The organism is Streptomyces triticagri, assembly GCF_003429565.1.
Taxonomy (GTDB): Bacteria; Actinomycetota; Actinomycetes; order Streptomycetales; family Streptomycetaceae; genus Streptomyces; species Streptomyces triticagri.
In genome coordinates this window covers 1-24,226 of record NZ_QUAK01000050.1, presented here as the reverse complement: position 1 = coordinate 24,226, position 24,226 = coordinate 1, and the positions used below count along the sequence as shown (strand labels likewise).

The 24,226-nt window shown below is 70.8% G+C and carries 20 protein-coding genes; 9 read left to right on the top strand and 11 right to left on the bottom strand.

Features of this window, described 5'->3' with window-relative positions; all coding sequences use genetic code 11:
* The first annotated feature begins 25 nt into the window (after positions 1-25).
* The 4 genes from cysC (at position 26) to DY218_RS09420 (ending at position 5,057) form a co-directional block, all read left to right on the top strand.
* A complete protein-coding gene (gene cysC, locus DY218_RS09435) occupies positions 26-568 on the top strand; it encodes an adenylyl-sulfate kinase (protein ID WP_128555478.1) in 543 nt (180 codons plus the stop codon).
* Positions 569-638: 70 nt separating this feature from the next.
* On the top strand, positions 639-1,583 hold the full coding sequence (gene cysD, locus DY218_RS09430) for a sulfate adenylyltransferase subunit CysD (protein ID WP_128555476.1): 945 nt from the start codon (positions 639-641) through the stop codon (positions 1,581-1,583).
* Entirely contained in the window at positions 1,583-2,872 is a 1,290-nt protein-coding gene (locus tag DY218_RS09425) for a sulfate adenylyltransferase subunit 1 (RefSeq protein WP_128555475.1), read from the top strand. Before cysD ends, DY218_RS09425 begins: the two co-directional genes overlap by 1 nt.
* Positions 2,873-2,957: 85 nt before the next feature.
* Positions 2,958-5,057 carry a thioredoxin domain-containing protein gene (locus DY218_RS09420; RefSeq protein ID WP_128555474.1) on the top strand — a complete coding sequence of 700 codons (2,100 nt, stop codon included), beginning with the start codon at positions 2,958-2,960 and terminating at the stop codon, positions 5,055-5,057.
* Positions 5,058-5,094: 37 nt separating this feature from the next.
* On the opposite strand, the gene DY218_RS09415 is transcribed toward DY218_RS09420, so the two are convergent.
* Positions 5,095-6,615 carry an FAD-dependent monooxygenase gene (locus DY218_RS09415; RefSeq protein ID WP_128555473.1) on the bottom strand — a complete coding sequence of 507 codons (1,521 nt, stop codon included), beginning with the start codon at positions 6,613-6,615 and terminating at the stop codon, positions 5,095-5,097.
* A gap of 385 nt (positions 6,616-7,000) precedes the next feature.
* Between DY218_RS09415 and DY218_RS09410 the strand changes: the two genes are divergently transcribed.
* From DY218_RS09410 to DY218_RS09400, 3 genes are all read left to right on the top strand, one after another.
* On the top strand, positions 7,001-8,263 hold the full coding sequence (locus DY218_RS09410; protein ID WP_128555472.1) for a glycosyltransferase: 1,263 nt from the start codon (positions 7,001-7,003) through the stop codon (positions 8,261-8,263).
* The gene (locus DY218_RS09405) at positions 8,260-9,924 is read left to right on the top strand and encodes an ArnT family glycosyltransferase (protein WP_128555471.1); all 1,665 of its coding nucleotides are present in this window, start codon (positions 8,260-8,262) and stop codon (positions 9,922-9,924) included. The genes DY218_RS09410 and DY218_RS09405 overlap by 4 nt, the downstream gene beginning before the upstream one ends.
* A gap of 63 nt (positions 9,925-9,987) precedes the next feature.
* Entirely contained in the window at positions 9,988-12,453 is a 2,466-nt protein-coding gene (locus DY218_RS09400) for a galactose oxidase-like domain-containing protein (protein ID WP_199566678.1), read from the top strand.
* Between the two features lie 21 nt (positions 12,454-12,474).
* Here DY218_RS09400 and DY218_RS09395 read toward each other — a convergent pair whose 3' ends face one another.
* The 4 genes from DY218_RS09395 to trhA form a co-directional block, all read right to left on the bottom strand.
* Positions 12,475-12,933, bottom strand: coding sequence for a GNAT family N-acetyltransferase (locus DY218_RS09395; protein ID WP_199566677.1), 459 nt, complete (start codon positions 12,931-12,933; stop codon positions 12,475-12,477).
* 320 nt (positions 12,934-13,253) lie between these two features.
* Positions 13,254-13,889, bottom strand: coding sequence for a TetR/AcrR family transcriptional regulator (locus DY218_RS09390; RefSeq protein ID WP_128555469.1), 636 nt, complete (start codon positions 13,887-13,889; stop codon positions 13,254-13,256).
* Positions 13,886-15,454, bottom strand: coding sequence for an MFS transporter (locus DY218_RS09385; RefSeq protein WP_128555468.1), 1,569 nt, complete (start codon positions 15,452-15,454; stop codon positions 13,886-13,888). Before DY218_RS09385 ends, DY218_RS09390 begins: the two co-directional genes overlap by 4 nt.
* Positions 15,455-15,766: 312 nt before the next feature.
* A complete protein-coding gene (gene trhA / locus DY218_RS09380) occupies positions 15,767-16,462 on the bottom strand; it encodes a PAQR family membrane homeostasis protein TrhA (RefSeq protein WP_407703589.1) in 696 nt (231 codons plus the stop codon).
* A gap of 280 nt (positions 16,463-16,742) precedes the next feature.
* On the opposite strand from trhA, the gene DY218_RS09375 reads away from it, so the two are divergent.
* Entirely contained in the window at positions 16,743-18,578 is a 1,836-nt protein-coding gene (locus DY218_RS09375) for a phosphoenolpyruvate carboxykinase (GTP) (protein WP_128555466.1), read from the top strand.
* An 88-nt stretch (positions 18,579-18,666) separates the two neighbouring features.
* Here DY218_RS09375 and DY218_RS09370 read toward each other — a convergent pair whose 3' ends face one another.
* Positions 18,667-19,098 carry an SCO4983 family protein gene (locus DY218_RS09370; protein ID WP_128555465.1) on the bottom strand — a complete coding sequence of 144 codons (432 nt, stop codon included), beginning with the start codon at positions 19,096-19,098 and terminating at the stop codon, positions 18,667-18,669.
* A 335-nt stretch (positions 19,099-19,433) separates the two neighbouring features.
* Between DY218_RS09370 and DY218_RS09360 the strand changes: the two genes are divergently transcribed.
* Positions 19,434-20,462 (top strand): DUF4185 domain-containing protein, encoded by a 1,029-nt coding sequence (locus DY218_RS09360; protein ID WP_407703590.1) that lies wholly within the window; start codon positions 19,434-19,436, stop codon positions 20,460-20,462.
* Between the two features lie 21 nt (positions 20,463-20,483).
* Here the strand turns inward: DY218_RS09360 and DY218_RS09355 are convergent, their stop codons facing one another.
* From DY218_RS09355 to DY218_RS09335, 5 genes are all read right to left on the bottom strand, one after another.
* Positions 20,484-21,695, bottom strand: a complete 1,212-nt coding sequence (locus DY218_RS09355) for a pyridoxal phosphate-dependent aminotransferase (protein WP_128555463.1) — start codon at positions 21,693-21,695, stop codon at positions 20,484-20,486.
* A 228-nt stretch (positions 21,696-21,923) separates the two neighbouring features.
* Positions 21,924-22,175 carry a type II toxin-antitoxin system RelE family toxin gene (locus DY218_RS09350; RefSeq protein WP_128555462.1) on the bottom strand — a complete coding sequence of 84 codons (252 nt, stop codon included), beginning with the start codon at positions 22,173-22,175 and terminating at the stop codon, positions 21,924-21,926.
* Positions 22,172-22,450, bottom strand: coding sequence for a type II toxin-antitoxin system prevent-host-death family antitoxin (locus DY218_RS09345; protein WP_128555461.1), 279 nt, complete (start codon positions 22,448-22,450; stop codon positions 22,172-22,174). Before DY218_RS09345 ends, DY218_RS09350 begins: the two co-directional genes overlap by 4 nt.
* Positions 22,451-22,549: 99 nt before the next feature.
* Complete coding sequence (locus DY218_RS09340; protein ID WP_128555460.1) at positions 22,550-23,056, bottom strand: MarR family winged helix-turn-helix transcriptional regulator; 507 nt, start codon at positions 23,054-23,056, stop codon at positions 22,550-22,552.
* Between the two features lie 13 nt (positions 23,057-23,069).
* Positions 23,070-24,226: FUSC family protein (locus DY218_RS09335; RefSeq protein WP_147336130.1), on the bottom strand; the 1,157-nt coding region annotated here is incomplete at its 5' end.

Genomic DNA, 24,226 nt, shown 5'->3' with positions numbered 1-24,226 from the left:
GCATGCCGCCCGGCCCGGGGCACACCTGCCCCGGGCCCCGGGGGCCACGGTCTGGCTGACCGGCCTGCCGAGTGCGGGGAAGATGACACTCGCCCGGGCCCTCGCGGAACGCCTGCAGGGTGCGGGCCGGCCGGTGGAGATCCTGGACGGCGACGAGATCCGCCGGTTCCTCTCTGCCGGACTCGGCTTCACCCGTGCCGACCGCGACACCAACGTCCAGCGGATCGGCTTCGTCGCCGAGAAGCTGGCCTCGCACGGTGTGACCGCACTGGTCCCGGTGATCGCGCCGTACGCGGACAGCCGCGAGGCCGTCCGCGACCGCCACCGCGCCACAGGCACCGGATACCTGGAGATCCATGTGGCCACCCCCGTGCAGGTGTGCGCCCGACGGGACGTGAAGGGCCTCTACGCCAAGCAGGCCGCCGGTGAACTCACCGGCCTCACCGGGGTGGACGACCCGTACGAACCACCCACCGATCCCGATCTGCGGATCGCCGCACACGAACAGTCCGTCGACGAGTCCGCCGCCGCGCTGCAGGCGCTGCTGAGCGAGAAGGGCTACCTGTGAACGAGGCCGAGGAACACACCAGTTGGAGGCGTCGCCGGACCGGCGGTGCAGTCCAGGAAGGAGGGCTCGCATGGCGACGCGGCTACTGACGCCGGCCGGCGGCATCGAGGCGGACAGCCCGTACGCGCTGTCGCACCTGGACGCGCTGGAATCGGAGGCGGTGCACGTATTCCGCGAGGTGGCAGGGGAGTTCGAGCGGCCGGTGATCCTCTTCTCCGGCGGCAAGGACTCGATCGTGATGCTGCATCTGGCGATGAAGGCGTTCCGCCCGGGTGCGGTCCCGCTGTCGCTGCTGCACGTGGACACCGGGCACAACTTCCCCGAGGTACTCGAATACCGGGACCGCACCGTCGCCGGGCACGGACTGCGGCTGCACGTGGCATCGGTGCAGGACTTCATCGACCGCGGCCGGCTGCGCGAACGCCCGGACGGCACCCGCAACCCCCTGCAGACCGTGCCGCTGCTCGCCGCCATCGGCACCCACCGGTTCGACGCCGTACTCGGCGGCGGCCGCAGGGACGAGGAGAAGGCCCGGGCGAAGGAACGGGTGTTCTCGCTGCGGGACGAATTCGGCGGCTGGGACCCGCGCCGGCAGCGCCCGGAGCTGTGGCAGCTCTACAACGGCCGGCACGCGCCCGGCGAACACGTCCGCGTCTTCCCGCTGTCCAACTGGACCGAGCTGGACGTGTGGCAGTACATCGCCCGTGAGGGCATCGAACTGCCCGCGATCTACTACGCCCACACCCGCAAGGTCTTCTCCCGCAACGGCATGTGGCTCGCCCCCGGCCCGTGGGGCGGCCCCGGCGACGGCGAGCAGCTCGTCTCCCGCCGGGTGCGCTACCGCACCGTCGGCGACATGTCCTGCACCGGCGCCGTCGAATCCGAAGCGGACACCGTCGCCAAGGTGATCGCGGAGATCGCCGCGTCCCGGCTCACCGAACGTGGCGCCACCCGTGCCGACGACAAGCTGTCCGAAGCCGCCATGGAAGACCGCAAGCGCGAAGGCTATTTCTGATGACCGAACTCATTGACGCCCCGGCCACCGGCCGGTCGACGCCCTCCCTGCTGCGCTTCGCCACCGCCGGCTCCGTCGACGACGGCAAGTCCACCCTGGTCGGCCGGCTCCTGCACGACTCCAAGTCCGTACTGGCCGACCAGCTCGAGGCGGTCACCCAGGCATCCCAGGACCGCGGACGGGACACCCCCGACCTCTCGCTGCTCACCGACGGGCTCCGGGCCGAGCGGGAGCAGGGCATCACCATCGACGTGGCCTACCGCTACTTCGCCACCCTCCGCCGCCGGTTCATCCTCGCCGACACCCCCGGCCATGTGCAGTACACCCGCAACATGGTCACCGGAGCCTCCACCGCCGAACTCGCCCTGGTGCTGGTCGACGCCCGCAACGGCGTGGTCGAACAGACCCGCCGCCACCTGGCCGTGGCCGCCCTGCTCCGGGTCCCGCACGTCGTCCTCGCCGTCAACAAGATGGACCTGGTCGACTACGCGGAGCCGGTCTTCGCGGCCGTCGCCGAGGAGTTCTCCGCGCATGCGGCGTCGTTCGGCGTGGCCGAGGTCACCGCGATCCCGGTCTCCGCACTCGCCGGGGACAATGTGGTCACCCCGTCACCCCACATGCCCTGGTACGCGGGACCGACCGTCCTCGAGCATCTGGAGACCGTCCGGGTCACCCATGATCCGACCCGCGAGCCGTCCCGGTTCCCCGTCCAGTACGTCATCCGCCCGCACACCCCGGAGCACCGCGACTACCGCGGCTACGCCGGGCAGATCGCCGCCGGCGTCCTGCGGACCGGCGAGCAGGTGACCGTACTGCCCTCGGGCACCACGTCGACCGTCGAGGGCATCGACCTCCTCGGCGAGCAGGTCGACGCCGCATGGGCACCCCAGTCCGTGACCGTCCGCCTCACCGACGACCTGGACGTCTCACGCGGCGACCTCATCGCCGCCCGCGGCACCAGCGCCGTACCGGGCCGGGATCTCACCGCCACCGTCTGCCACCTCCACGACCGCCCGCTCGCCCCCGGCACCCGAGTCCTCCTCAAACACACCACCCGTACGGTCAAGGCCATGGTGAAGGAGATCCCCTCCCGCCTCTCGCTCACCGACCTCTCCCAGCAGCCCGATCCCGGCGAACTCGCGGCCAACGACATCGGCCGGGTCGTCCTGCGGACCGCGGAACCGCTGTCCCTGGACGCCTACGCGGACTCCCGCCGCACCGGATCCTTCCTCCTGATCGACCCGGACGACGGCACCACCCTCACCGCAGGCATGACCGAGCCCCACTGACCCCACCCCACGGGCCCGGCCCTTCCCCGCAGCCACACACTGCACCGACGGGATCGGGGCCGGGCCCTGTGAGAGGCTGGGCCGTATGAACCGGCTGGCTGGTGTGACCTCGCCTTATCTCCTTCAGCACGCTGACAATCCGGTCGACTGGTGGCCCTGGTCGCCGGACGCCTTCGAGGAAGCGCGACGGCGCGATGCGCCCGTCCTGCTGAGTGTCGGGTACTCCGCCTGTCACTGGTGTCACGTCATGGCGCACGAGTCCTTCGAGGACGAGGCGACCGCCGCGTATCTGAACGAGCACTTCGTGAGTGTGAAGGTGGACCGCGAGGAGCGGCCCGATGTGGACGCCGTCTACATGGAGGCGGTGCAGGCCGCGACGGGGCAGGGTGGCTGGCCGATGACCGTGTTCCTGACCCCGGACGGCGAGCCCTTCTACTTCGGTACGTACTTCCCGCCCGAGCCGCGCCACGGCATGCCCTCCTTCCGGCAGGTGCTGCAGGGAGTGCAGAGCGCATGGGCCGACCGCAGGGAAGAGGTCGCCGAGGTCGCCGGGAAGATCGTCCGGGATCTGGCGGGGCGTGAACTCGCGCACGGCGGCGGCGGTCTGCCCGGCGAGGAGGAGCTCGCCCAGGCTCTGCTCGGCCTCACCCGGGACTACGACGCGGGGCACGGCGGCTTCGGTGGGGCGCCCAAGTTCCCGCCGGCGATGGTGATCGAGTTCCTGCTGCGCCATCACGCCCGTACCGGCGCCGAGGGCGCGCTGCAGATGGCGGTCGACACCTGCGAGCGGATGGCCAGGGGCGGCATCTACGACCAGCTCGCCGGCGGCTTCGCACGCTACTCGGTGGACCGCGAGTGGACGGTGCCCCATTTCGAGAAAATGCTCTATGACAATGCGCTGCTCTGCCGCGCCTACGCGCACCTGTGGCGGGCCACCGGCAGTGAGCTGGCGAAGGGGATCGCGCTCGGGACCGCGGACTTCATGCTGCGGGAACTGCGCACGCCCGAGGGCGCGTTCGCCTCGGCCCTGGATGCGGACAGCGACGACGGCAGCGGGCGGCATGTCGAGGGCGCGTACTACGTGTGGACGCCGCGGCAGTTGAGGGACGTCCTCGGTGACGAGGATGCGGAACTGGCCGCCGCGTACTTCGGCGTGACCGAGGAGGGCACCTTCGAGGAGGGCTCGTCGGTCCTGCAACTCCCGCAGACGGACCGGGTGTTCGACGCCGAGCGGATCGCCGGCATCCGGCGGCTGCTGCTCGCCGCGCGCGAGGAGCGCCCCGCGCCCGGCCGGGACGACAAGGTGGTGGCCGCCTGGAACGGCCTGGCGATCGCGGCGCTCGCCGAGGTCGGTGCGTTCTTCGAGGAGCCGTCCTACGTCGCGGCCGCGGTGCAGGCCGCGGACCTGCTCGTACGGGTGCATCTGGACGATCACGCACGTCTGAGCCGGACCAGCAGGGACGGCGAGGCGGGCGCCAACTCCGGTGTTCTGGAGGACTATGCGGATGTCGCCGAGGGCTTTCTGACGCTGGCCGGGATCACCGGCGAGGGTGTGTGGCTGGAGTTCGCCGGCTTCCTGCTCGACATCGTGCTCGATCAGTTCACCGGTGAGGGCGGCACGCTCTACGACACGGCGCACGACGCCGAGCAGCTGATCCGCCGCCCGCAGGACCCCACCGACAACGCCACCCCGTCTGGCTGGTCCGCGGCGGCCGGCGCGCTCCTGTCGTACGCCGCGCACACCGGATCGGAGCCGCACCGTACGGCGGCCGAGGGCGCCCTCGGTGTGGTGCGGGCGCTCGGCCCGCGGGCGCCGCGATTCGTCGGGCACGGGCTCTCGGTGGCGGAGGCGCTGCTCGACGGGCCGCGCGAGATCGCCGTGGTGGGCCGGGCCGGCGGGCCCGAGGACGGCGGCGGCGACCCCAACGGCGGTGCGGTGGCCGGGGGTTCGGACGGCGGCGCCGAGGCCGACCCCGCCGCCCGCGAGCTGCGCCGTACGGCGCTCCTGTCCACCGCACCCGGTGCCGTGCTCGCCTTCGGCCGGGCCGGCAGCGACGAACTGCCGCTGCTCGCCGACCGCCCCCTGGTGGCCGGGCGCGCCGCGGCCTACGTGTGCCGCAACTTCACCTGTGACGCGCCGACGACCGATCCGGGCGAGCTGGCGGCGAAGCTGGGGCACGCGTAGGGGGCGTCTCCCCCTAGGTCCTGTCCGGCCTCCGGGGTCAGCCGGCGGGCTTGCCGAACCAGCGGGCGAGGTGGTCGTCCAGGTCGGCCTGGTCGTCGCCGATCCAGGCGATGTGGCCGTCGGGGCGCAGCAGGACGCACGGGGCGTCCAACTCGGCGGTCGGGTCCGTGAGTTGGTCGACCCGGTCGGTGAAGGCGTCGGCGGTCAGCCGTCCGGTGCGGTCGAGGAGCAGTCCGCGGCCGTGGTGCAGCAGGTCGTAGAGGCGGCCCTGGCGCAGCCGGATGTCGGGCAGGCGGCGTCCGAGCAGGTCGGGGCCGTCGCCGGGGCCCAGGTCGTAGCGGATGCCGGTCGCGGTGATCTTCTCGGTGAGGCGGCGGTTCACCTCGTCGAAGTCCATGAGTTCGGTGAGCAGCCTCCGCAGGGCCTGTGCGCCGGGTTCGGGGGAGTGCAGGGCCATCTGGGCGCGGGTGTTGTCCAGTACGTCCGCGGCGACCGGGTGCCGTTCGGCGTGGTAGGTGTCGAGGAGCGTGTCCGGCGCCCGGCCGTCGATCTGGGCGGCGAGTTTCCAGCCGAGGTTGACGGCGTCCTGGATGCCGAGATTGGCGCCCTGTCCGCCGTTGGGCGGGTGGATGTGTGCGGCGTCGCCCGCGAGCAGCACCCGCCCGACCCGATAGTGGTCGGCGAGCCGGGTGGCGTCGCCGAAGCGGGTCAGCCGGCGCGGGGAGTGGGCGCCGAAGTCGGTTCCGGCGAGGGCGCGGAGCCGGGTGCGGAAGTCCTCGATGGTGGGCGGGGGTTGGCTACGGTCGCCGACTTCCGCGGCGGGGACGACGACGCTGTATGTGGTCTCGTCGAGGGGGCGGAGCCAGAATCGTTGCTGGGTCCGGCGGATCTCGGCGGTCTTGGCGGCGATCTCCTCGCGCGGTGCGGTCAGCCGCATCTCGCCCATCAGGGTGTCGTTCCGTGCGGGCTCGCCGGGGAAGGCGACGCCGAGCAGTTTGCGCACCGTGCTGCGTGCGCCGTCGCAGCCGACGAGGTAGCGGGTCCGGAGCTGCTCGCCGCCGGCTGGTTCGACGGTCACGCCCTCGTCGTCCTGCGCGAACCGGGCGACCGCACACCCGTGCCGGACCTGGGCACCGAGGTCGGTCGCATGCTGCTCGAGGAGTGCGACGAGGGCCGGCTGCGGGATGCCGAGGAGATAGGCGTGTGCGGAGTCCAGGTCCTTGGGCGGGGGTCCCGGGATGGCGGCGAAGAGTCCTCCGGCCGGCCGCCGGCGTCCGTGCTCGAGCATGCGGTCGAGCAGTCCGCGCATGGCCATCAGCTCGATGCTGCGCGTGTGCAGACCGACGATGCGGCCGTACGAGGCGGGCTCGGTGTCCTTCTCCAGTACGAGGACGCGGGTGCCGTGCAGCCGCAGTTCGGCGGCGAGCATCGCGCCGGTCGGGCCGCATCCGGCGATGATGACGTCGTACTCGCAGGAGGAGCGCGGGGGGTGCAGGGGGCGCGGGGAGCCCGAGGAGCGCGGGGATCCCTGCGGGGACTGGGCTTGCTGAGTGTGCATGGGTGGTGTCCTTCGGGAGGCCTGGTCTTCGAGGCGCTCCCGGCGACACCTACCTCGGTCGCCCGGCCGTGACGGGAAGGGGGAGCACCCATATCGGTCCTGCGTACATGGGTCTCACCTCCTCGGGCGGTGTCACGATCGCCGACAAGCTACCGGGCCGCGCCGCGCGCCGTCCAACCATTTCCCCGCCAGGCGGCGTACCGGAGTCGACCCGGGGGCGGCACAACCGTAGACGGGGGACGCGTGTCGTACATCAGGGGGTCGGCGATGAAACGTGGGATTTATCTGAAGACAGCCTGAGTTTCACGTTCCCCCCATATCCTCACCACGATGGTGAGGGGGTCGTGGCCGCTCCGGTCGCGCACCAGGGGGTCTGGGGGGACTTTTGCTCACGTCTGTCGTGATAGCCGCGGTTTCGCTGACGTTGTTCTGGATGGCTGCCTTCACGCTGTGGTGGCAGATGCACGCCTGGCGCACGCCGGAGACCCTGGCGGCGACGCGTTTCCAACCGCCGCGCGGCGGGACGGAGTTGACGTTCTCGCTGCTTGTGCCCGCCCGGCACGAGCAGCTGGTGCTCGACCACACGATCACCCGGCTCCTCGAGTCCAGCCACGCCGATTTCGAGATCCTGGTGATCGTCGGGCACGACGATCCGGGGACGGCCGGGGTCGCGGCGCGGGCGGCCGCGCGTGACCCGCGGGTCCGCGTGATCACCGACACCCACGAGGTCAAGAACAAACCGAAGGCTCTGAACACCGCGCTGCCGCACTGCCGCGGCGATGTGGTGGGCGTCTTCGACGCCGAGGACCAGGTCCACCCGGAGCTGCTCACCCATGTCGACCACGCCTTCCGCTCCACCGGCGCGGACGTCGTGCAGGGCGGCGTCCAGCTGATCAACTTCCACTCCAGCTGGTACAGCCTGCGCAACTGCCTGGAGTATTTCTTCTGGTTCCGCTCCCGCCTGCATCTGCACGCCCAGAAGGGCTTCATCCCGCTCGGCGGCAACACGGTCTTCGTCCGCACCGGGGTGCTGCGGGAGGCCGACGGCTGGGACCAGAACTGCCTCGCCGAGGACTGCGATCTCGGCGTACGACTGTCCAGTACGGGCAAACGCGTCGTCGTCGCCTACGACAGCGACATGGTGACCCGCGAGGAGACCCCGGGCACCCTGCTGTCGCTGCTGCGGCAGCGCACCCGCTGGAACCAGGGCTTCCTGCAGGTCTACCGCAAACAGGACTGGCACCAACTGCCCACCACCGCCCAGCGGTTGCTGGCCCGCTACACCCTGATGACCCCGTTCCTGCAGGCCTTCACCGGCGTGGTCATCCCGCTCAATGTCGCGATCGCGCTGCTCCTCGACGTGCCCGTGGGTATCGCGTTCATCACCTTCCTGCCGCTGATCACCGCCGCCGTCACCTTCGTCTTCGAGGTGGTGGGGCTGCACGACTTCGGGCGGCAGTACGGACTCAGGGTCAGGCTCACGCACTATCTGAAGCTCGTCGTCGGCGGACCGTTCTACCAGCTGCTCCTGGCCGGCGCGGCGATCCGCGCGGTCTGGCGGGAGCTGCGCGGCCGCGGCGAGTGGGAGCTGACCAGCCATGTCGGCGCACATCTCACGCATGACTCCCGAGAGGAAGCCAGGACGTGACCTCCACTCTTCCCGCGGCGGCGCCGGACGCCACCGCGCCGGACGAAGCTGCCCCGGCGCCCGACCGAACACCGTCAAGTGGCAAGCGCCACCTGACAGTTCGCCCTGTCGTGCGCTTCCGCGGCTCGCCGCCCGACCTGATTCTCTGCGCGGTACTGCTCGCCGCGATCCTCGTGGTCCAGGGCTGGAACATCGCCGGCTATCCGGCGCTCAGCGACGACGAGGGCACCTATCTCGCCCAGGCCTGGGCGGTGCAGCAGGGCGACGGCCTGGCCCACTACACGTACTGGTACGACCACCCGCCGCTCGGCTGGATCCAGATCGCGCTGCTGACCTGGATCCCGGCGGCGATCGCACCCGACTCGATGGACGTCGGCACGATGCGCCTGGCGATGCTCCTGGTCAGCGCCGTGAGTGCGGTGCTGCTCTACGTCCTGGCCCGGCGCCTGTGGCTGCCGCGCTGGGCGGCCGGTCTGGCGATGGTGCTCTTCGGGCTGTCCCCGCTCGCGGTGGTGCTGCAGCGGGAGATCTTCCTGGACAACCTCGCGGTGCTGTGGATGCTCCTGGCGTTCTGCCTGGCCGCATCGCCCAACCGCCACCTCTGGCACCACTTCGCCGCCGGGATCGCCGCCGCCACCGCCGTACTCACCAAGGAGACGATGCTGGTGGTGCTGCCCGCGCTCCTGGTGACGATGTGGCGCTACAGCCACCGCGACACCCGGAAGTTCGCGGTCACCGGCGCGGTCACCGCCTGCGCCCTGATCGGCCTCGGCTATCCGCTGTACGCCCTGCTCAAGGGCGAGTTGCTGCCGGGCGCGGGCCATGTCTCGCTGTGGGACGGCATCACGTACCAGATGAGCAGGCCCGGCAGCGGATTCATCCTCGACGCGGGCTCCGGCTCGCACGGTGTGTGGCAGTCCTGGCTGTACTACGACCGGGTGCTGCCGCTCGGCGGTCTCGCCGCGGCGCTCCTGCTGCTGCTCGTACTGCGCTGGTCGGTGACCGCGCGGGCGCTCGCCGGGCCCGCGCTCGCGGTGGCGATCCTCGCGCTGGTCGCGATGCGGCCGTCGGGCTATCTGCCCGCGATGTATGTGATCCAGGCGCTGCCGTTCCTGGCCCTGGTGCTTGCGGGCGCGGTCGCTAGCGTGGCGCATGCGGTGCTGCGCAGATTCCGGGAGCCGGGGGAGCCGGCCCTGTACACGGGGGTGCGCTGGACGGTCGCGCTCGCGCTCGCGGCGGGCGCCGTGCTGTACGTGGGGCCGCGCTGGTACGAGGGCAACCGGATCGCGACGACCGTGGACGCCAACGGCCCCTACCGTGCGGCCGCCGCCTGGATGGCCACGGAGGTGCAGGACCCCGGACGCACCCGGGTCCTCGTCGACGACGCGCTCTGGCTCGACCTGGTGCACGCGGGCTACGAACCGGGCCTCGGCGCCATCTGGTTCTACAAGGCGGACCTCGACCCGGCGGTGACGAAGACGATGCCGGGCGGCTGGCGCGATCTGGACTATGTGGTGGCCTCGCCGACGGTGCGCCGTGACGCGGTGGACCTGCCGAATGTGCGGGCGGCGCTCCAACACTCGGAAAAGGTCGCTGAGTTCGGCGAGGGCGAGGACCGGGTGGAGATCCGCCGGATCTACGAAGGCCGACGAGAGGGGTGATCGCCGGACCTTCTCCCGTACCGCCGTACCAGTCGTATGAGCCGCATCCCAGGGGGACTTCCCATGTACGGCACCACTTTGCACCGCAGTACGTCCCGCAGCAGAACCGGCAGACGCACAGCCCGCAGACGAAGGACGACAGCCCTGGCAGCCGTCGGCGCACTGGCCGCGGGCCTGCTGCTCGCCCTGCCACCGGGCACCGCCACCGCGGCGCCCAATCTGATCAAGAACCCGGGCTTCGAGCAGGCCGGCGCCGGTGACATGCCGGAGTGCTGGTCCGAGGGCGGCTGGGGCGACAACGACTTCACCTTCGAGACCGTCGCCGACGCCCACTCCGGCACCAGGGCCATGAAGGTCGACATCACCCGCCGCACGGACGGCGACCGCAAGGCGATGATCACCGAGAGCGCGGCCTGCGCGCCGACGGTCACCGAGGACCGGCAGTACGACCTCTCGCTCTGGTACAAGTCGACGACCCCGGACGTCTCGCTGACCCTCTTCCGCAGGGACGCGGAGGGCGGCTGGCAGTACTGGACCGACCTCAAGACCCTTCCACTGAGCGGGGCTTACGCCCGCACCGAGGTCCGCACCCCGCCGGTGCCGGCCGGCACCGAGCAGATCAGCTGGGGCGTCTCGGTGTACGGCGTCGGCTCGGTCACCACCGACGACCATGTGATGGAGGAGGTGCCGCCGCCGGTCGTCGACCCGGACTGCACGGGCACGGCGGAGGAGTGCGAGGACGGCAGCTGGGAGGTCCTGCCCGTCAAGAACCCCGTCCGCTCCATGCACTCGGTGGTCCTGCACAACGGGAAGGTGCTGCTGATCGCCGGCTCCGGGAACGACCCGGAGAACTTCGAGGCGGGCACCTTCAGCACGGTCGTCTACGACCCGGAGGACGGCTCGTACACCGACGTCCCCACGCCGAAGGACATGTTCTGCGCGGGCCATGTGCAGCTGAAGGACGGCAAGGTCCTGGTGATGAGCGGCACCGAGGGCTACCCGTCGGACGACGGCACGGTCGGCTACCAGGGCTACAAGGACTCCTACATCTTCGACCCCGCCACCGAGACGTACACGAAGACCAATGACATGAACGACGGTCACTGGTACCCGTCGGCGACGATCATGGGCGACGGTGACGTGCTGTCGTTCGGCGGTCTGCGCGAGGACTCCACCGGCTCGGTCACCGCCGAGCGCTGGTCGGCCGAGCAGGACAAGTGGCTGCCGACCGCGGAAGTCAACCAGACCTGGTCGTACTGGGGCCTGTATCCGGCGATGATCCTGATGCAGGACGGCCGGCTCTTCTACTCCGGCAGCCACACCTTCGGCAACGGCACACCCGGCACCGGCGCCTCCTTCTACGACTACGACGAGAACACCGTCACCGATGTGCCCGGCCTGCAGAACAAGGACGAGCGCGACCAGTCGGTGAGTGTGCTGCTGCCCCCGGCCCAGGACCAGAAGGTCCTCACGATGGGCGGCGGCAACGTCGACTCCAACCCGGAGGCCAACCGCCTCGTCGACATCATCGACCTCAAGGAGGCCAACCCCGCTTACCGCAACGGCCCGTTGCTGCCACAGGGCAAGGTCGACCTCGGTGACGGACCCGTCGACCAGACCGGCGCGCAGGGCAAGATGTACGGCTCCGCGGTGCTCCTTCCGGACGGCAAGGTCCTGGAGACCGGCGGTGCCCTGCACAACCGGGCCAACCCGGTCTACGAGTCCTCGCTCTTCGACCCGGCGACCGAGACCTTCGACCCGGTGTCCACGGACCCGGAGGAGCGCGGCTACCACTCCTCCGCCTTCCTGCTCCCGGACGGCAGGGTGATGACCAACGGCGACAACCCGGGCGACGGCTCCTGGAACCACGACGTCTCGGTCTACTCACCCCCGTACCTCTTCAAGGGCGAACGCCCGAAGATCACTTCGGTGATCGACAAGGAGTGGACCTACGGCGACGTCCAGCGCATCACCGTGGACAAGCCGATCGCCAAGGCCCAGCTGATCCGGCCGGCCGCGGTCACCCACTCGTCCGACCCGAACCAGCGGTCGGTGGACCTGCCGCTCACCGTCGACGGCAACAACATCGACCTCAATGTCACCAACAACCCCAACTTGGCGCCGCCCGGCTGGTACATGCTCTTCGCCACGGATGCGAACGGGGTGCCGTCGGTCGCGGAGTGGGTGAAGATCGGCGGTCCGGCGGCCTTGGCGAAGGCCGCGCCGTCGGCCCACGTCCACGACTTCGCGGACGCGCCGGCGGGGTCCCCGAAGAAGCCGGCCGCCGAGAAGGACTCCGTCCCGGTCGCCCCGCAGATCTCCGGCTGCGACCGGCACTACGGCAGCGCGAACGTCTGCATACCGACGAACTTCCCGGACACGGTGGCCCCGACCACGAAGGAGCGCTGCACCTGGCTGAAGGACAACGGCTACGGGCCGTTGAAGGTCAACGGGCAGGAGGATCCGCTGCGGCTGGACCCGGACGGGGACGGGCGTGTGTGCTCCGCGGGGGATGTGCGCCGGAGGTAGTTCTCGTCGCGTCCGGCCCGTCTACTCGGTGAGTACGAGCATCACGTGCTCGTGCTCACCGTGGCGGACGGTGCCGCTGCGGTGGAAGCCGAGCTTCTCCAGGAGGCGGACGGAGCCGGTGTTCCCCTCGAACGGGTCGGCGTACAGCGGCCTGTGCGTCTCCCTCTCCAGGAACAGGGTCAGCGCGCGGGTTCCTATTCCGCGGCCCCAGTACGGGCGGCCGAGCCAGTACCCGATGAAGCGGCGGCCGTCCTTCTCGGTCCACGCGACGGCGTTCCCCGCCAACTCGCCTTCGGCGAGGATGGCTTGTACGAAGACGTCCGGGTCCCCCAGTACGTTCTCCCGCCAGTGCGTCATGAACCTCTCCCGCTCGCGGGGCGGGAAGTTGGCCCTCCGCGAGGCCTCGGGGTCATGCTCCTGCCGAAGGAACACCTCCAGGTCGGCCTCTTGAACGTCCCGCAAACTCACCTCTGCATCCATGCCCACGGATCCTGCCACCCACCACTGACAGTGCCTCCGCCACGGCCGTTGCGGACCGTTGTGGACACGTGCTCCGCACCGTTGTGGGCATCTGTTCCGCAAGGGCGATGGGGGCACCGCCCATGCCCTTAAGGCAATGGGGGAGGGTGGGCACAACCCCCGGTGCCGGGCACCCCTCCGGTGAGAGCTCAGCCCCGGCGCTGCCGCGCCTCGTCCTCAATCGCCGGACGGGCTCGATTTCGCCCTGGCGGGCTCGTCCTCAATCGCCGGACGGGCTTGAGTCGCGCCGCACCGCCTCGGGTCGGGCCGGACGCCGAGGGTCACCTGGACTCGAAAATGTCGAGCGCCCGCTCGACGAGGTCGAGGAGGTCATCCACACAACCCCGCTCCGCCCAGTACATGATCGACTCGAGCAACGCCCCCATCATCCCCATCGCAAGCACCCGCACCTCGAAGTCGTCCGCCCCCCTCCCCGTCCGCTCCGCGATGACCCCGCAGACGATCCGCCCGGTCATGGACATGGACTCCATCAACCGCGCCCGCACCGGCACGGACTCGACCATCAGCCGCGTGCGCAGCACGAGTTCGCGCTGCTCGGCCTCGCCGCCGCTCTGAATCCGCCCCACCGCGTCCCGCAGCACATGCCGCATCGACTCGATGATCGGCTCACCCGCGGGCCGCTCCCGCAGCAGCTGCTCCATGAGCGGGTCGTACTCGTCGGTGAGGACGATGTCCTCCTTGGTGGGGAAGTACCGGAAGACCGTCGACGGCGACACCTCCGCCCCCTCCGCGATCTGCTCGATCGTCGTCGCGTCGTACCCCTGCTCCTCGATCAGCCGGTACGTGGACTCCCGGATCGCGAGGCGGGTCTTGAGCTTCTTGCGCTCGCGCAGGCCGAGCGGGGCGCCGAGCTCGGCGCCGCCCGCGGGAGCAGGGGTCGTACGTGCTGCCGTCATGCCGTCCATTCTCGGCCATCGTGCTGGTCCGGGGCCACGGTCCGCTCAGCTCCGGCGGCCGGCCCGGCCGCCGCCGTACGGCTGTCCGGCAGGAACAGCGCGACCAGCGCCGCCGCGACAAGCGCCGCGCACCCGCACACCACGAGCGTGAGATTCATGCCGTCAAGGAACGCCCGGTCCGCCGCATCCGCGAGCGCGGGCAGGTCGAGGCGCTCGGCGACGAGATGCCCGGCCACCACCGAGTCGTCCGCCGTGGCCGCGGCCGCCGCGGGCAGCCCGTCCGTGTCGAGCCGGTCCGCGTAGACCCCGGCGAGCAGCGAGCCGAGCAGCGCGATCCCGATCGCGGCACCGACCTGGCGCAGCGTGAGCAGCAGCCCGGATCCGCTGCCCGCGCGGTCCGCGGAGATCCCGGCGAGCGCCGAATCCATCGCGGGCACCATGGCCAGACCGAAGCCGAGCCCGGCGAGCGACAGCCAGACGGCGATGAATCCGTAGCCGTCGCCGATGCCGGTACGGGCACCTAGCAGCGCGGCGAAGCAGAGGACGACGAGGCCGGTGGCGACGACGGGCCGCGGCCCGAGCCGCGCCGCGAGCACGGTGGAGAGCTTCGCGGCCACCAGGAGCCCGGCCATCAGCGGCAGCAGCCGCACCCCGGTGCCGAAGGCGTCGTGCCCCAGTACCGCCTGCAGATACGAGGGGAGGACGAAGAGCAGCCCGGCGAGGATGAACGTGCCGAGCGTGGCGGCGACCGTGTTCCAGCGAAAGCCCCGGTCGGCGAGCAGGGCGAGGTCCAACAGCGGTCGCGCGGCCCGCCGTTCACGCCGTACGAGCAGCGCGACGAGCACCACGGACCCGGCGAGCAGCCCGAGCACCAGGGGGTCGGTCCAGTCCCGGTGCGGCGCCTCGATGATCCCGAGTACGAGCGCACCGAGACCGGCCACGGAGAGGGCGGCGGAGATCAGGTCGACGCGCGGCGCCGACGGGTCGCGGGTCTCCGGCAGGAGCAGCAGGCAGACCACGACGGCGACGCCGACCAGCGGCACATTGATCAGGAAGATCGAGCCCCACCAGTACTGGTCGAGCAGCCACCCGCCGACCAGCGGCCCGAGCGGGATGCCCGCGGACATGGCGGCGGTCATCGCGGCGACGGCCTTGGTGCGCTCCTGCGCCGGGAAGAGCGACGGCAGTACGGACAGGGCGAGCGGCATGACCAGGGCGGCACCGACACCCATCACGGTGCGGGCGGCGATGACCGGCCCCGGGCTGTGCACGAGGGCACCCATCGCCGAGCCGACGAGGAACACCCCGAGCCCGGCCACCAGCATCCGCCGCCGCCCGAACCGGTCACCGAGCAGCCCGGCGGGCAGCATCAGCGCGGCGAAGACGACGACGTACGCGTCGACGATCCACTGCTGCTGCCCCGTACTGGCGCCGAGATCGGCGGCGAGCGTCGGCAGGGCGACATTGAGGATCGTCAGATCGAATCCGAGCACCAGCATCGCGGCGACGAGGGCCCCGAGGGCCCACCAGCGGCGGGGATCGGCCTGTGTCGACGTGGCATCCATGAAATGAGAGTGACTCTCAAAAGATGGTGACTGTCAATATATCGAAGCCTGAAGGTGTCCTCGGACTCGAGCCGGTACCTCTCGGTCCCGTCCAGGCCAACTTCAGCCCGCCAGGGCAACTTCAGCCCGCCAGGCCAACTTCGGCCCGCCAGGCCAACTTCAGGCCGCCAGGCCAACTTCGGCCCGCCCGGCCAACGTCAGCCCGCCCGGCGTTTGAGGGCATCTTGTGGAGCCCGCCCGGCGTTTGAGGGCAAAAAAAGAGGGGGCCGCGGGCCCGACCGGACCGCGACCACCCCTCGGACGCCGAAGGCGTCACCCGTGCCGGTACGCCACCAGCGAGATCCCCACGTAATGCACCACGAACGCCGCAAGCGTCAGCGAGTGGAACACCTCGTGGAACCCGAACCAGCGCGGGGACGGATTGGGCCGCTTCATCCCGTAGATGACCCCGCCCGCGCTGTACAGCAGTCCGCCCACGATCACGCACACCAGCACGGCGATCCCGCCCGCCCGCATGAAGTCGGGAAGGAAGAAGACCGCGGCCCACCCCATCGCGATGTAGCACGGGGTGTAGAGCCAGCGCGGCGCACCGACCCAGAAGACGCGGAACGCGATCCCGGCCGCCGCCGCGATCCACACCGCCCACAGCAGTACGCGCCCCGTGGAGTCGGGGAGCAGCAGCAGGGTCAGCGGTGTGTACGTACCCGCGATGATCAGGAAGATATTGGCGTGATCGAGCCGGCGCAGCACGGCCGTGGCGCGCGGTCCCCAGTTGCCCCGGTGGTAGACGGCGCTCACGCCGAAGAGCAGACAGGCCGTCAGGACGTAGATCCCGCAGGCGATCCGCCCCCGTGTGGAGCCGGCGAGCGCGGTGAGGGCCAGGCCGGCGACGAGGACGGCCGGGAACATCCCGGCGTGCAGCCAGCCGCGCAGATGTGGTTTGACGGGGGGTATCACCGCCGCGCTCTCGGTCGTCGCGTCGGGAGCGGAAGAGGTCATGGGCCACATGCTACCTACGGCGCCGTAGGTAGAAGGCCGGACGGCCGCAGCCGGAACCGGAGAGTGGCCACGCTCACGCGGCGCCGAACTCCCGGTGCGATCCCGTGGTGATGCTCACGTGTGAGGCCCTCTGGACATATGGGCGACTTCGTCAGAGGATCAAATGAGTGCGGTCGGCACCGGATGAGCGCGGAAACCTGGCAAAGGTCCACCAAGTGAAGCGTCCGGGTCGCGGCCCCCACGGGGCATACATCTCCACACCCTCATAAGCCTCACAAAAGGAGCGATCGTGGCGCGCGACATCGCGGCTCCCTCCACTGTCCCGACCGACCACCAGGAACTCATCACCTGGGTCGACGAGATCGCCGAACTGACCCGGCCCGACCGCGTGGTCTGGTGCGACGGCTCCGAAGCGGAGTACGAGCGCCTGGCCGAGGAACTGGTGGCCAAGGGCACCTTCAAGAAGCTCGACCCGACTCTGCGCCCGCACTCGTACTACGCGGCGTCCGACCCCACCGACGTCGCCCGTGTGGAGGACCGCACCTTCATCTGCTCCGCGAAGGAGGAGGACGCGGGTCCGACGAACCACTGGAAGGACCCCGCCGAGATGCGGGAGATCTTCCAGGGCGAGAAGGGCGTCTTCCGCGGCTCGATGAAGGGCCGCACGATGTACGTGGTGCCCTTCTGCATGGGCCCGGTCGGCTCCCCGCTCTCCGCCATCGGTGTGGAGATCACCGACTCCGCGTACGTCGCCGTCTCGATGCGCACCATGACCCGTATGGGGCAGCAGGTCCTCGACGAGCTCGGCTCGGACGGCTTCTTCGTGAAGGCCGTCCACTCGGTCGGTGCACCGCTCGCGGACGGCGAGGCGGACGTCCCATGGCCCTGCAGTTCCACCAAGTACATCTCGCACTTCCCGGAGGACCGCGAGATCTGGTCGTACGGCTCCGGCTACGGCGGCAATGCCCTGCTCGGCAAGAAGTGCTACGCCCTGCGCATCGCCTCCGTCATGGCCCGCGACGAGGGCTGGCTCGCAGAGCACATGCTGATCCTCAAACTCACCCCGCCCCAGGGGGAGTCGAAGTACGTGGCCGCCGCCTTCCCCTCCGCCTGCGGCAAGACCAACCTCGCGATGCTCGAGCCGACGATCTCCGGCTGGACGGTCGAGACCATCGGCGACGACATCGCCTGGATGCGCTTCGGCGAGGACGGCCGGCTGCGCGCCATCAACCCGGAGGCCGGCTTCTTCGGCGTCGCCCCCGGCACCGGCGAGCACACCAACGCCAACGCCATGAAGACCCTCTGGGGCAACTCGGTCTTCACCAACGTCGCGCTCACCGACGACGGCGACGTCTGGTGGGAGGGCATGACCGAGGAGACCCCGGCCCACCTCACGGACTGGAAGGGCAACGACTGGACGCCCGAGTCCGGCACCCCCGCCGCCCACCCCAACGCGCGCTTCACCACCCCCGCCGCGCAGTGCCCGATCATCGCGCCGGAGTGGGAGGACCCGAAGGGCGTACCGATCTCGGCGATCCTCTTCGGCGGCCGCCGCGCCTCCGCCGTCCCGCTGGTCACCGAGTCCTTCGACTGGAACCACGGCGTCTTCCTCGGCGCCAACGTGGCCTCCGAGAAGACCGCCGCGGCCGAGGGCAAGGTCGGCGAGCTGCGCCGCGACCCGTTCGCGATGCTGCCGTTCTGCGGCTACAACATGGGCGACTACATGGCCCACTGGGTCAGGGTCGGCCAGGACGCGATCGCCCGCGGCGACGGCGACAAGCTGCCGAAGATCTACTACGTGAACTGGTTCCGCAAGAACGACGAGGGCAAGTTCGTCTGGCCCGGCTTCGGTGAGAACAGCCGCGTACTGAAGTGGATCGTCGACCGCCTCGACGGCCGTGCCGAGGGCGTCCACACCGCCATCGGCGTTCTGCCGACGAAGGAGTCCCTGGACACGGACGGCCTCGAACTCTCCGACGCCGAGCTGGACTTCCTCCTCACGGTCGACAAGGAGGTCTGGCGCGACGAGGCCTCCCTGGTCCCCGAACACCTCAACACCTTCGGCGACCACACGCCGCGGGAGCTCTGGGACGAGTACAGGTCGCTTGTGCGGCGCCTGGGCTGAAAGCGTCCTCAATCGCCGGACGGGCTTCATATGAAGCCCGTCCGGGGGTCCCCCGGACGAAGTCTGGGGGAGATTGAGGACAAAGCTCTTACGCAGACGCCAGTTCGCGAGAGGCCACGAGCGCGGCGTCGTGCGCATCCATCCGCTGTGCCGCAAGAATCGCGCTGGTCGTGTCGGCCCTGGACGCCGCCACGACCAGCGCACGCCCCGCGAGCGCATGCGCTCGCTGATGCAGCGTGGCAAGCGCGGGGTCATGGCTGCCCGCGGCCACGCCGCGGACCGGTGCCCCGCCCCGGAGGTCGGCGATCCGGGCGGCGAGCCGCTCGGCCGCCGCATCCAGCTCGCCCCGCGCCTCGGGCGCGGACCGCGCCCGCAGCTCGTCCGTGACCGCGAGCAGCGCGGAGAGGTGCCCCGCGAGCTGGATGTCCAGCTCCTCCTCGCGGCTGCGGTGCGGGAAGTCGGTCCCGTCGGCGGCGCCGGCCATGGCGTGGACCGACTTGGTGCGGATCGGTTCGTACATGGTGATGGCCCTCCTGAAGTCTCAGGAACCCATCCTACATTGGATTCAGTCTAAAGTTCCGGCCTTCATCGGGCGGACGCCGCCCACCGGAGCACCACCGGAGCGCCACCGGAGCACCACCGGAACACCGCTTCCCCCTTCCCTCGGCCCCCGCCGATGCCGTACCTTCCGGGCTGGCCCAAGAAATCGATTTCACGCGTACGTTCCCGGGAGGCACCGTGCACGGATCGTCGAGGAACAGGACCACCCCCACCACTCCCACCACCCCCACCACCCCCACCACCCCCGCCGGACCCAGCAGGCGCTCCCTGCTGCGCAGTTCGGCCGGCGCCGCCCTGGGCGTCACGGCACTGGCCGGCGTGACCGGCCCTGCACAGTCGGCGGCCGCCGCCCCCCGCGCCATCACCGGCACGAAGATCCGCAATCTCACCGGCCCCGCCGAGACGGGCCGCTTCGCCGCACCGTGGACCGACCTCGGCATCCCCGTGCGCTGCCCCGACGGCACCCTGCTGCACGTCTGCGGCGACACCTTCGACGGCGACGGGGTGGGCGGCCCCGACTGGCGTTCACCGGTCGGACTGCGCTCGTCGGGCAGCGACCTGGACGGCGGCCTGGTCATCGACGGCAGCGTGGGCGGCGAGCACGCGGTCGGTCTGGTGCCCGAGGGTCACGAGGGCGGCACCACCGCCATCCCCTCGGACGTCTTCACCATCGGCGACACCATGTACATGCACCTGATGCGCGGCGTCATCTACCAGACCCACCACTCCGACTTCTGGCGCTCCACGGACAACGGGGAGACCTGGGAGTACCTGTGCCAGTGGCCGGGTGACGCGCTCGGCGGCCAGTTCCAGCAGAAGACGTACGCCGTGGCCGACGACGGCTGGTGCTACGTGCTCTCCACCGTCTTCAACCGCGACACCGTCTCGGGCCTGCTCCTGCACCGGGTGCGCCACGAGCAGGTCGGCGACCCCGCCGCGTACGAACCGTGGGGCCACGACGGCGACTGGGCCTGGGGCAATCCGCCGACCACCGTCACCGGCGCCAGGCGCTGGGGCGAGATCTGCCTGCGCGCGATGGGCGGCCGGTACGCCTTCACGTACCTGCACCACCAGCCCGACGAGATCTCCATCCGCGCCCAGATCTTCGACCTGCCGACCTCCGACCTCTTCCGGACCCCGGAACAGACGCTGATCCTGCCGACCGTGCCCGGCAGCGAGGACGGCAACCGCGTCGCCAACCCCTACGGCGGCTGGGTCTACCCCGGCGCCGCCTTCGACAACTTCCACATCGCGGTCAGCCAGTGGTACGACGACCAGAACTACCGCGTGATGCAGTACCGCATCGACGGCCTGGAGGTCTGACCCCCGGCGCCGCCCCTGCCGCTACGACTGCCCGTACCCGTCCAGGAAGGTCCCGATCCGGGTCACCGCGTCGCGCAGATCGTCCGCCGTCGGCAGGGTGACGACGCGGAAGTGGTCGGGCTCCGGCCAGTTGAAGCCGGTGCCCTGCACGACCATGATCTTCTCCTGCCGGAGCAGGTCGAGGACCATCTGCCGGTCGTCTTTGATCTTGAAGACCTTCGGGTCGAGCCGCGGGAAGAGATAGAGCGCGCCCTTGGGCTTCACACAGGTGACGCCCGGGATCTGGGTCAGCAGGTCGTACGCGGCGTCCCGCTGCTCGATCAACCGGCCGCCGGGAAGCACGAGTTCGTTGATCGACTGGCGGCCGGTGAGGGCGGCGACGACACCGTGCTGGGCCGGCATGTTCGCGCACAGGCGCATGTTGGCCAGCACGGTCAGGCCCTCGAGGTACGACTCGGCGTGTGCGCGCGGGCCCGAGACGACCATCCAGCCGGAGCGGTAGCCGGCCACCCGGTACGCCTTCGACATGCCGTTGAAGGTGAGGGTGAGCAGGTCGGGGGCGATGGCGGCGGTCGGGGTGTGGGTGGCGCCGTCGTAGAGGATCTTGTCGTAGATCTCGTCGGAGCAGACCAGGAGGTTGTGGCGGCGGGCGATGTCGGTGAGGCCGCGCAGCATCTCGTCGCTGTAGACGGCGCCCGTCGGGTTGTTCGGATTGATGATCACCAGGGCCTTGGTGCGGTCGGTGATCTTCCGCTCGACGTCGGCGAGGTCGGGCATCCAGTCGGACTGCTCGTCGCAGCGGTAGTGCACGGCGGTGCCGCCGGACAGCGAGACGGCCGCGGTCCACAGCGGATAGTCGGGGGCCGGTACGAGGACCTCGTCGCCGTCGTCGAGGAGGCCCTGCATGGCCATCACGATCAGCTCGGAGACGCCGTTGCCCAGGAAGACGCTCTCGACGTCCGACTCCACACCGAGGGTCTGGTAGTGCATGACGACCGCGCGGCGGGCGGCGAGCAGGCCCTTCGCGTCCCCGTAGCCATGGGCGGTGCCCACATTGCGGAGCATGTCCTCGAGGATCTCCGGCGGGCACTCGAAGCCGAAGGCCGCGGGATTGCCCGTGTTGAGCTTGAGGATGCGGTGACCTGCCGCTTCGAGCCGCATCGCCTCCTCGAGCACCGGGCCCCGGATTTCGTAACAGACGTTGGCGAGCTTCGTCGACTGGATCAGCTGCATACGGCAACTTTACGAGCGCGTTTCGCGCGACCGCGCGGGAATTACGGCCGGGTGGGGGTTCGGGCCCGCGCACCCCGGCCGGGCGGCCTTCCATCGGAAGGGGACTCGTGGCGGGCGGGTGTGGATGCCTGGCCGGGAGGGTTGCCCGGGCTTTGATGTGGTGGAGCCGGGGTCGAGCGCGTGAGGTGTGCCACGCCATGGGGCGGCAGGGCGGCACACCTCGGATCGTCAGGGAGTTGCGCGACCTACATGCTCGACACGAATGACCCGGGCCGCGTCATCGACGTGATAAAGGACGCGCCAGCGCCCGCGATGCAGTCTTCGGTACTCGACGCCCCACGCCTGGGAACCGGCCACGCTCGGACCGTGGGCGAGGCTGTCGATCACGGCGACCAGCTCGCGCACGCTTGCCGGATCGTCCTTGAGGAATCCGGCCATCTCGTTGACCGCATCAGGCTCCACGGTCACGCTCCAGGTCACCGGCGGGGTGCTCCCTCACTCTGTCCCGCTGCATCGAGAAGAGTCTGGCGGACCTGGTCCCAGGGAATCGGAGTCTCGCTCTCGCCGCGAGCTCGCTTCAGTTCCAGCCGGGCGAGCGCCAACGCGTCCTCCAAGTCCTCCAGTTCGGCGGGGGAGATGAGGACGGCGGCGGGGACGCCGCGATCGGTGAGCGTGATGTGTTCGTGCTGGGCGGCTCTGCGAGCGAGTTCGCCGAGCTTGCCGCGGGCTTCCACGATCGGATAGGTCGAGGTCATGCCGCAACTGTACAGTCACATGCATGTAGAGAGCGCCGTCCTGGCAGGAATCCGTCTTTGCGTACTCCGGGTGCGCGGGTGGGGTCCGGGCCGAGCGGCTCAGTCCAGCGCGCCGCCCAGGCGGCCCTCCAGTACGAGGAGGAGTTCGCCGAGGGAGTCGGCGAGGTCTTCGCGGTGGTCCGGGGCCAGGCCGGAGAGGAGGGTCTCCTCGTAGGCGAGCTGTTCGGGCAGGACGCGGTCGATCAGGTCGAGGCCCTCGGGGGTGAGGGAGAGGTGGGCGACCCGGCGGTCGCGGGCGTCCGGGCGGCGGGCGACCAGACCGCGGAGCTCCAGCTGCCGCAGCCGCTTGGTGACCGCGGCACCGGAGGCGAACGTCTCGCGGGCGAGCCGGCCCGGTGTCAGCTCACGGTCCTCGCGGCGCAGCGTGCCGAGGATGTCGAACTCGGGCCGGGTCAGGCCCTCGCGGCGCAGCGGCGCGTCGGCGGCCTGCTGCAGCAGGGCCGAACAGCGGTTGAGCCGCCCGATCAGGGCCATCGGCGCGGTGCCGAGATCCGGCCGCACCTGCTGCCACTGCCGCAGCACCCGGGCCACGGTGTCCTCGGCCATCGGGCCTCTCCTCTCAGGGCGTCCCGCCGCGTGACGTCCGCGACGACCGGGCCATTGTGCCGGTCGGCCGCGCGGTACGGCCGGTGGGCTCGGTGGCCGTACCCGTCGCCGTAGCGGTCTCCGCGCCCGTGGTGGTGCGGGCCGGGGCGGGTGCGGCGAGGCGCCCCACGAGCGCGGCGAGCAGCCGGTGCCCTTCGCTCTCGGCGAGGGCGATCTCCCGTTCGGGGAGCGGAGGTTGCCACCACTCGCCGGAGGCCACCTCGTACGCCTCGCGCAGTTCGATCAGTGCGACGCCGAGCCGGTCACGGGACCGGCCGAGCGGGCCGCGGGCCCCGCAGCCGCCGTCGAGCAGCCTCTGCGCCTCCCCGGCCTCCCGGCGTACGGCGGCGAGCGCGGTGGTGACGCGGCCCGCCGCGCGCCGGTTGGTGACGAGTGCGCAGGCGAGCAGCCCGACCAGTACGCCGACCACGGTGTCGATCCAGCGGTCGGCGACCAGCGCGCCCACGGAGTCGTGCGCCCCGAACAGGCTCAGGATCAGCGCCATCGGCGTGACGCACACCGTGCCCAGCCAGTAGTTCCGCGTGATCAGCGCCTCCGCCCCGATCTGGAAGAGCACCACGAGCAGCACCATCGCCAGGGGTCCCGCACCGATCACCGGCTGCAGTGCGGAGAAGAGCAGCACCCCGAGCAGATTGCCGAGGGCACGCTGCACCACCCGGTTCCAGGACAGCGTCGTATTGGCCTGGAAGACGGCTGCCGCGGTCACCACGGCCCAGTACGGATGACCGACACCGAGCAGCATCGAGGCCCAGCCCGCCAGCGCGCAGCCCAGCGCGGTCCGCACCCCGATCGGCCACAGCGCGGAGCCGGGCCGCCACGGGTCCAGAGGCCGCCGGCCTGCTTCCGTACGGCGTCCGCCGTCCAGCAGTACGCCGTCCAGCTCCGCGAACTGCCCCGCATCGAGCGTCACTTCGGGCAGCGGACGGCCACTGCGCAGCGCATGCGCGAGCGAGACGAACCACGCGGCGCGCGCCGCACGCCCGGCCCCCGACCCCTGCGCCCCCTCCGCGAGCGCCCCCTCCGCGACGAGCAGCAGCCGTTCGAGCCGGGCCCGCGCCCCCGCCGCCGAGCGCGGCCGCTCGGCGGCACGGAACAGTGTCTGCCAGGCCG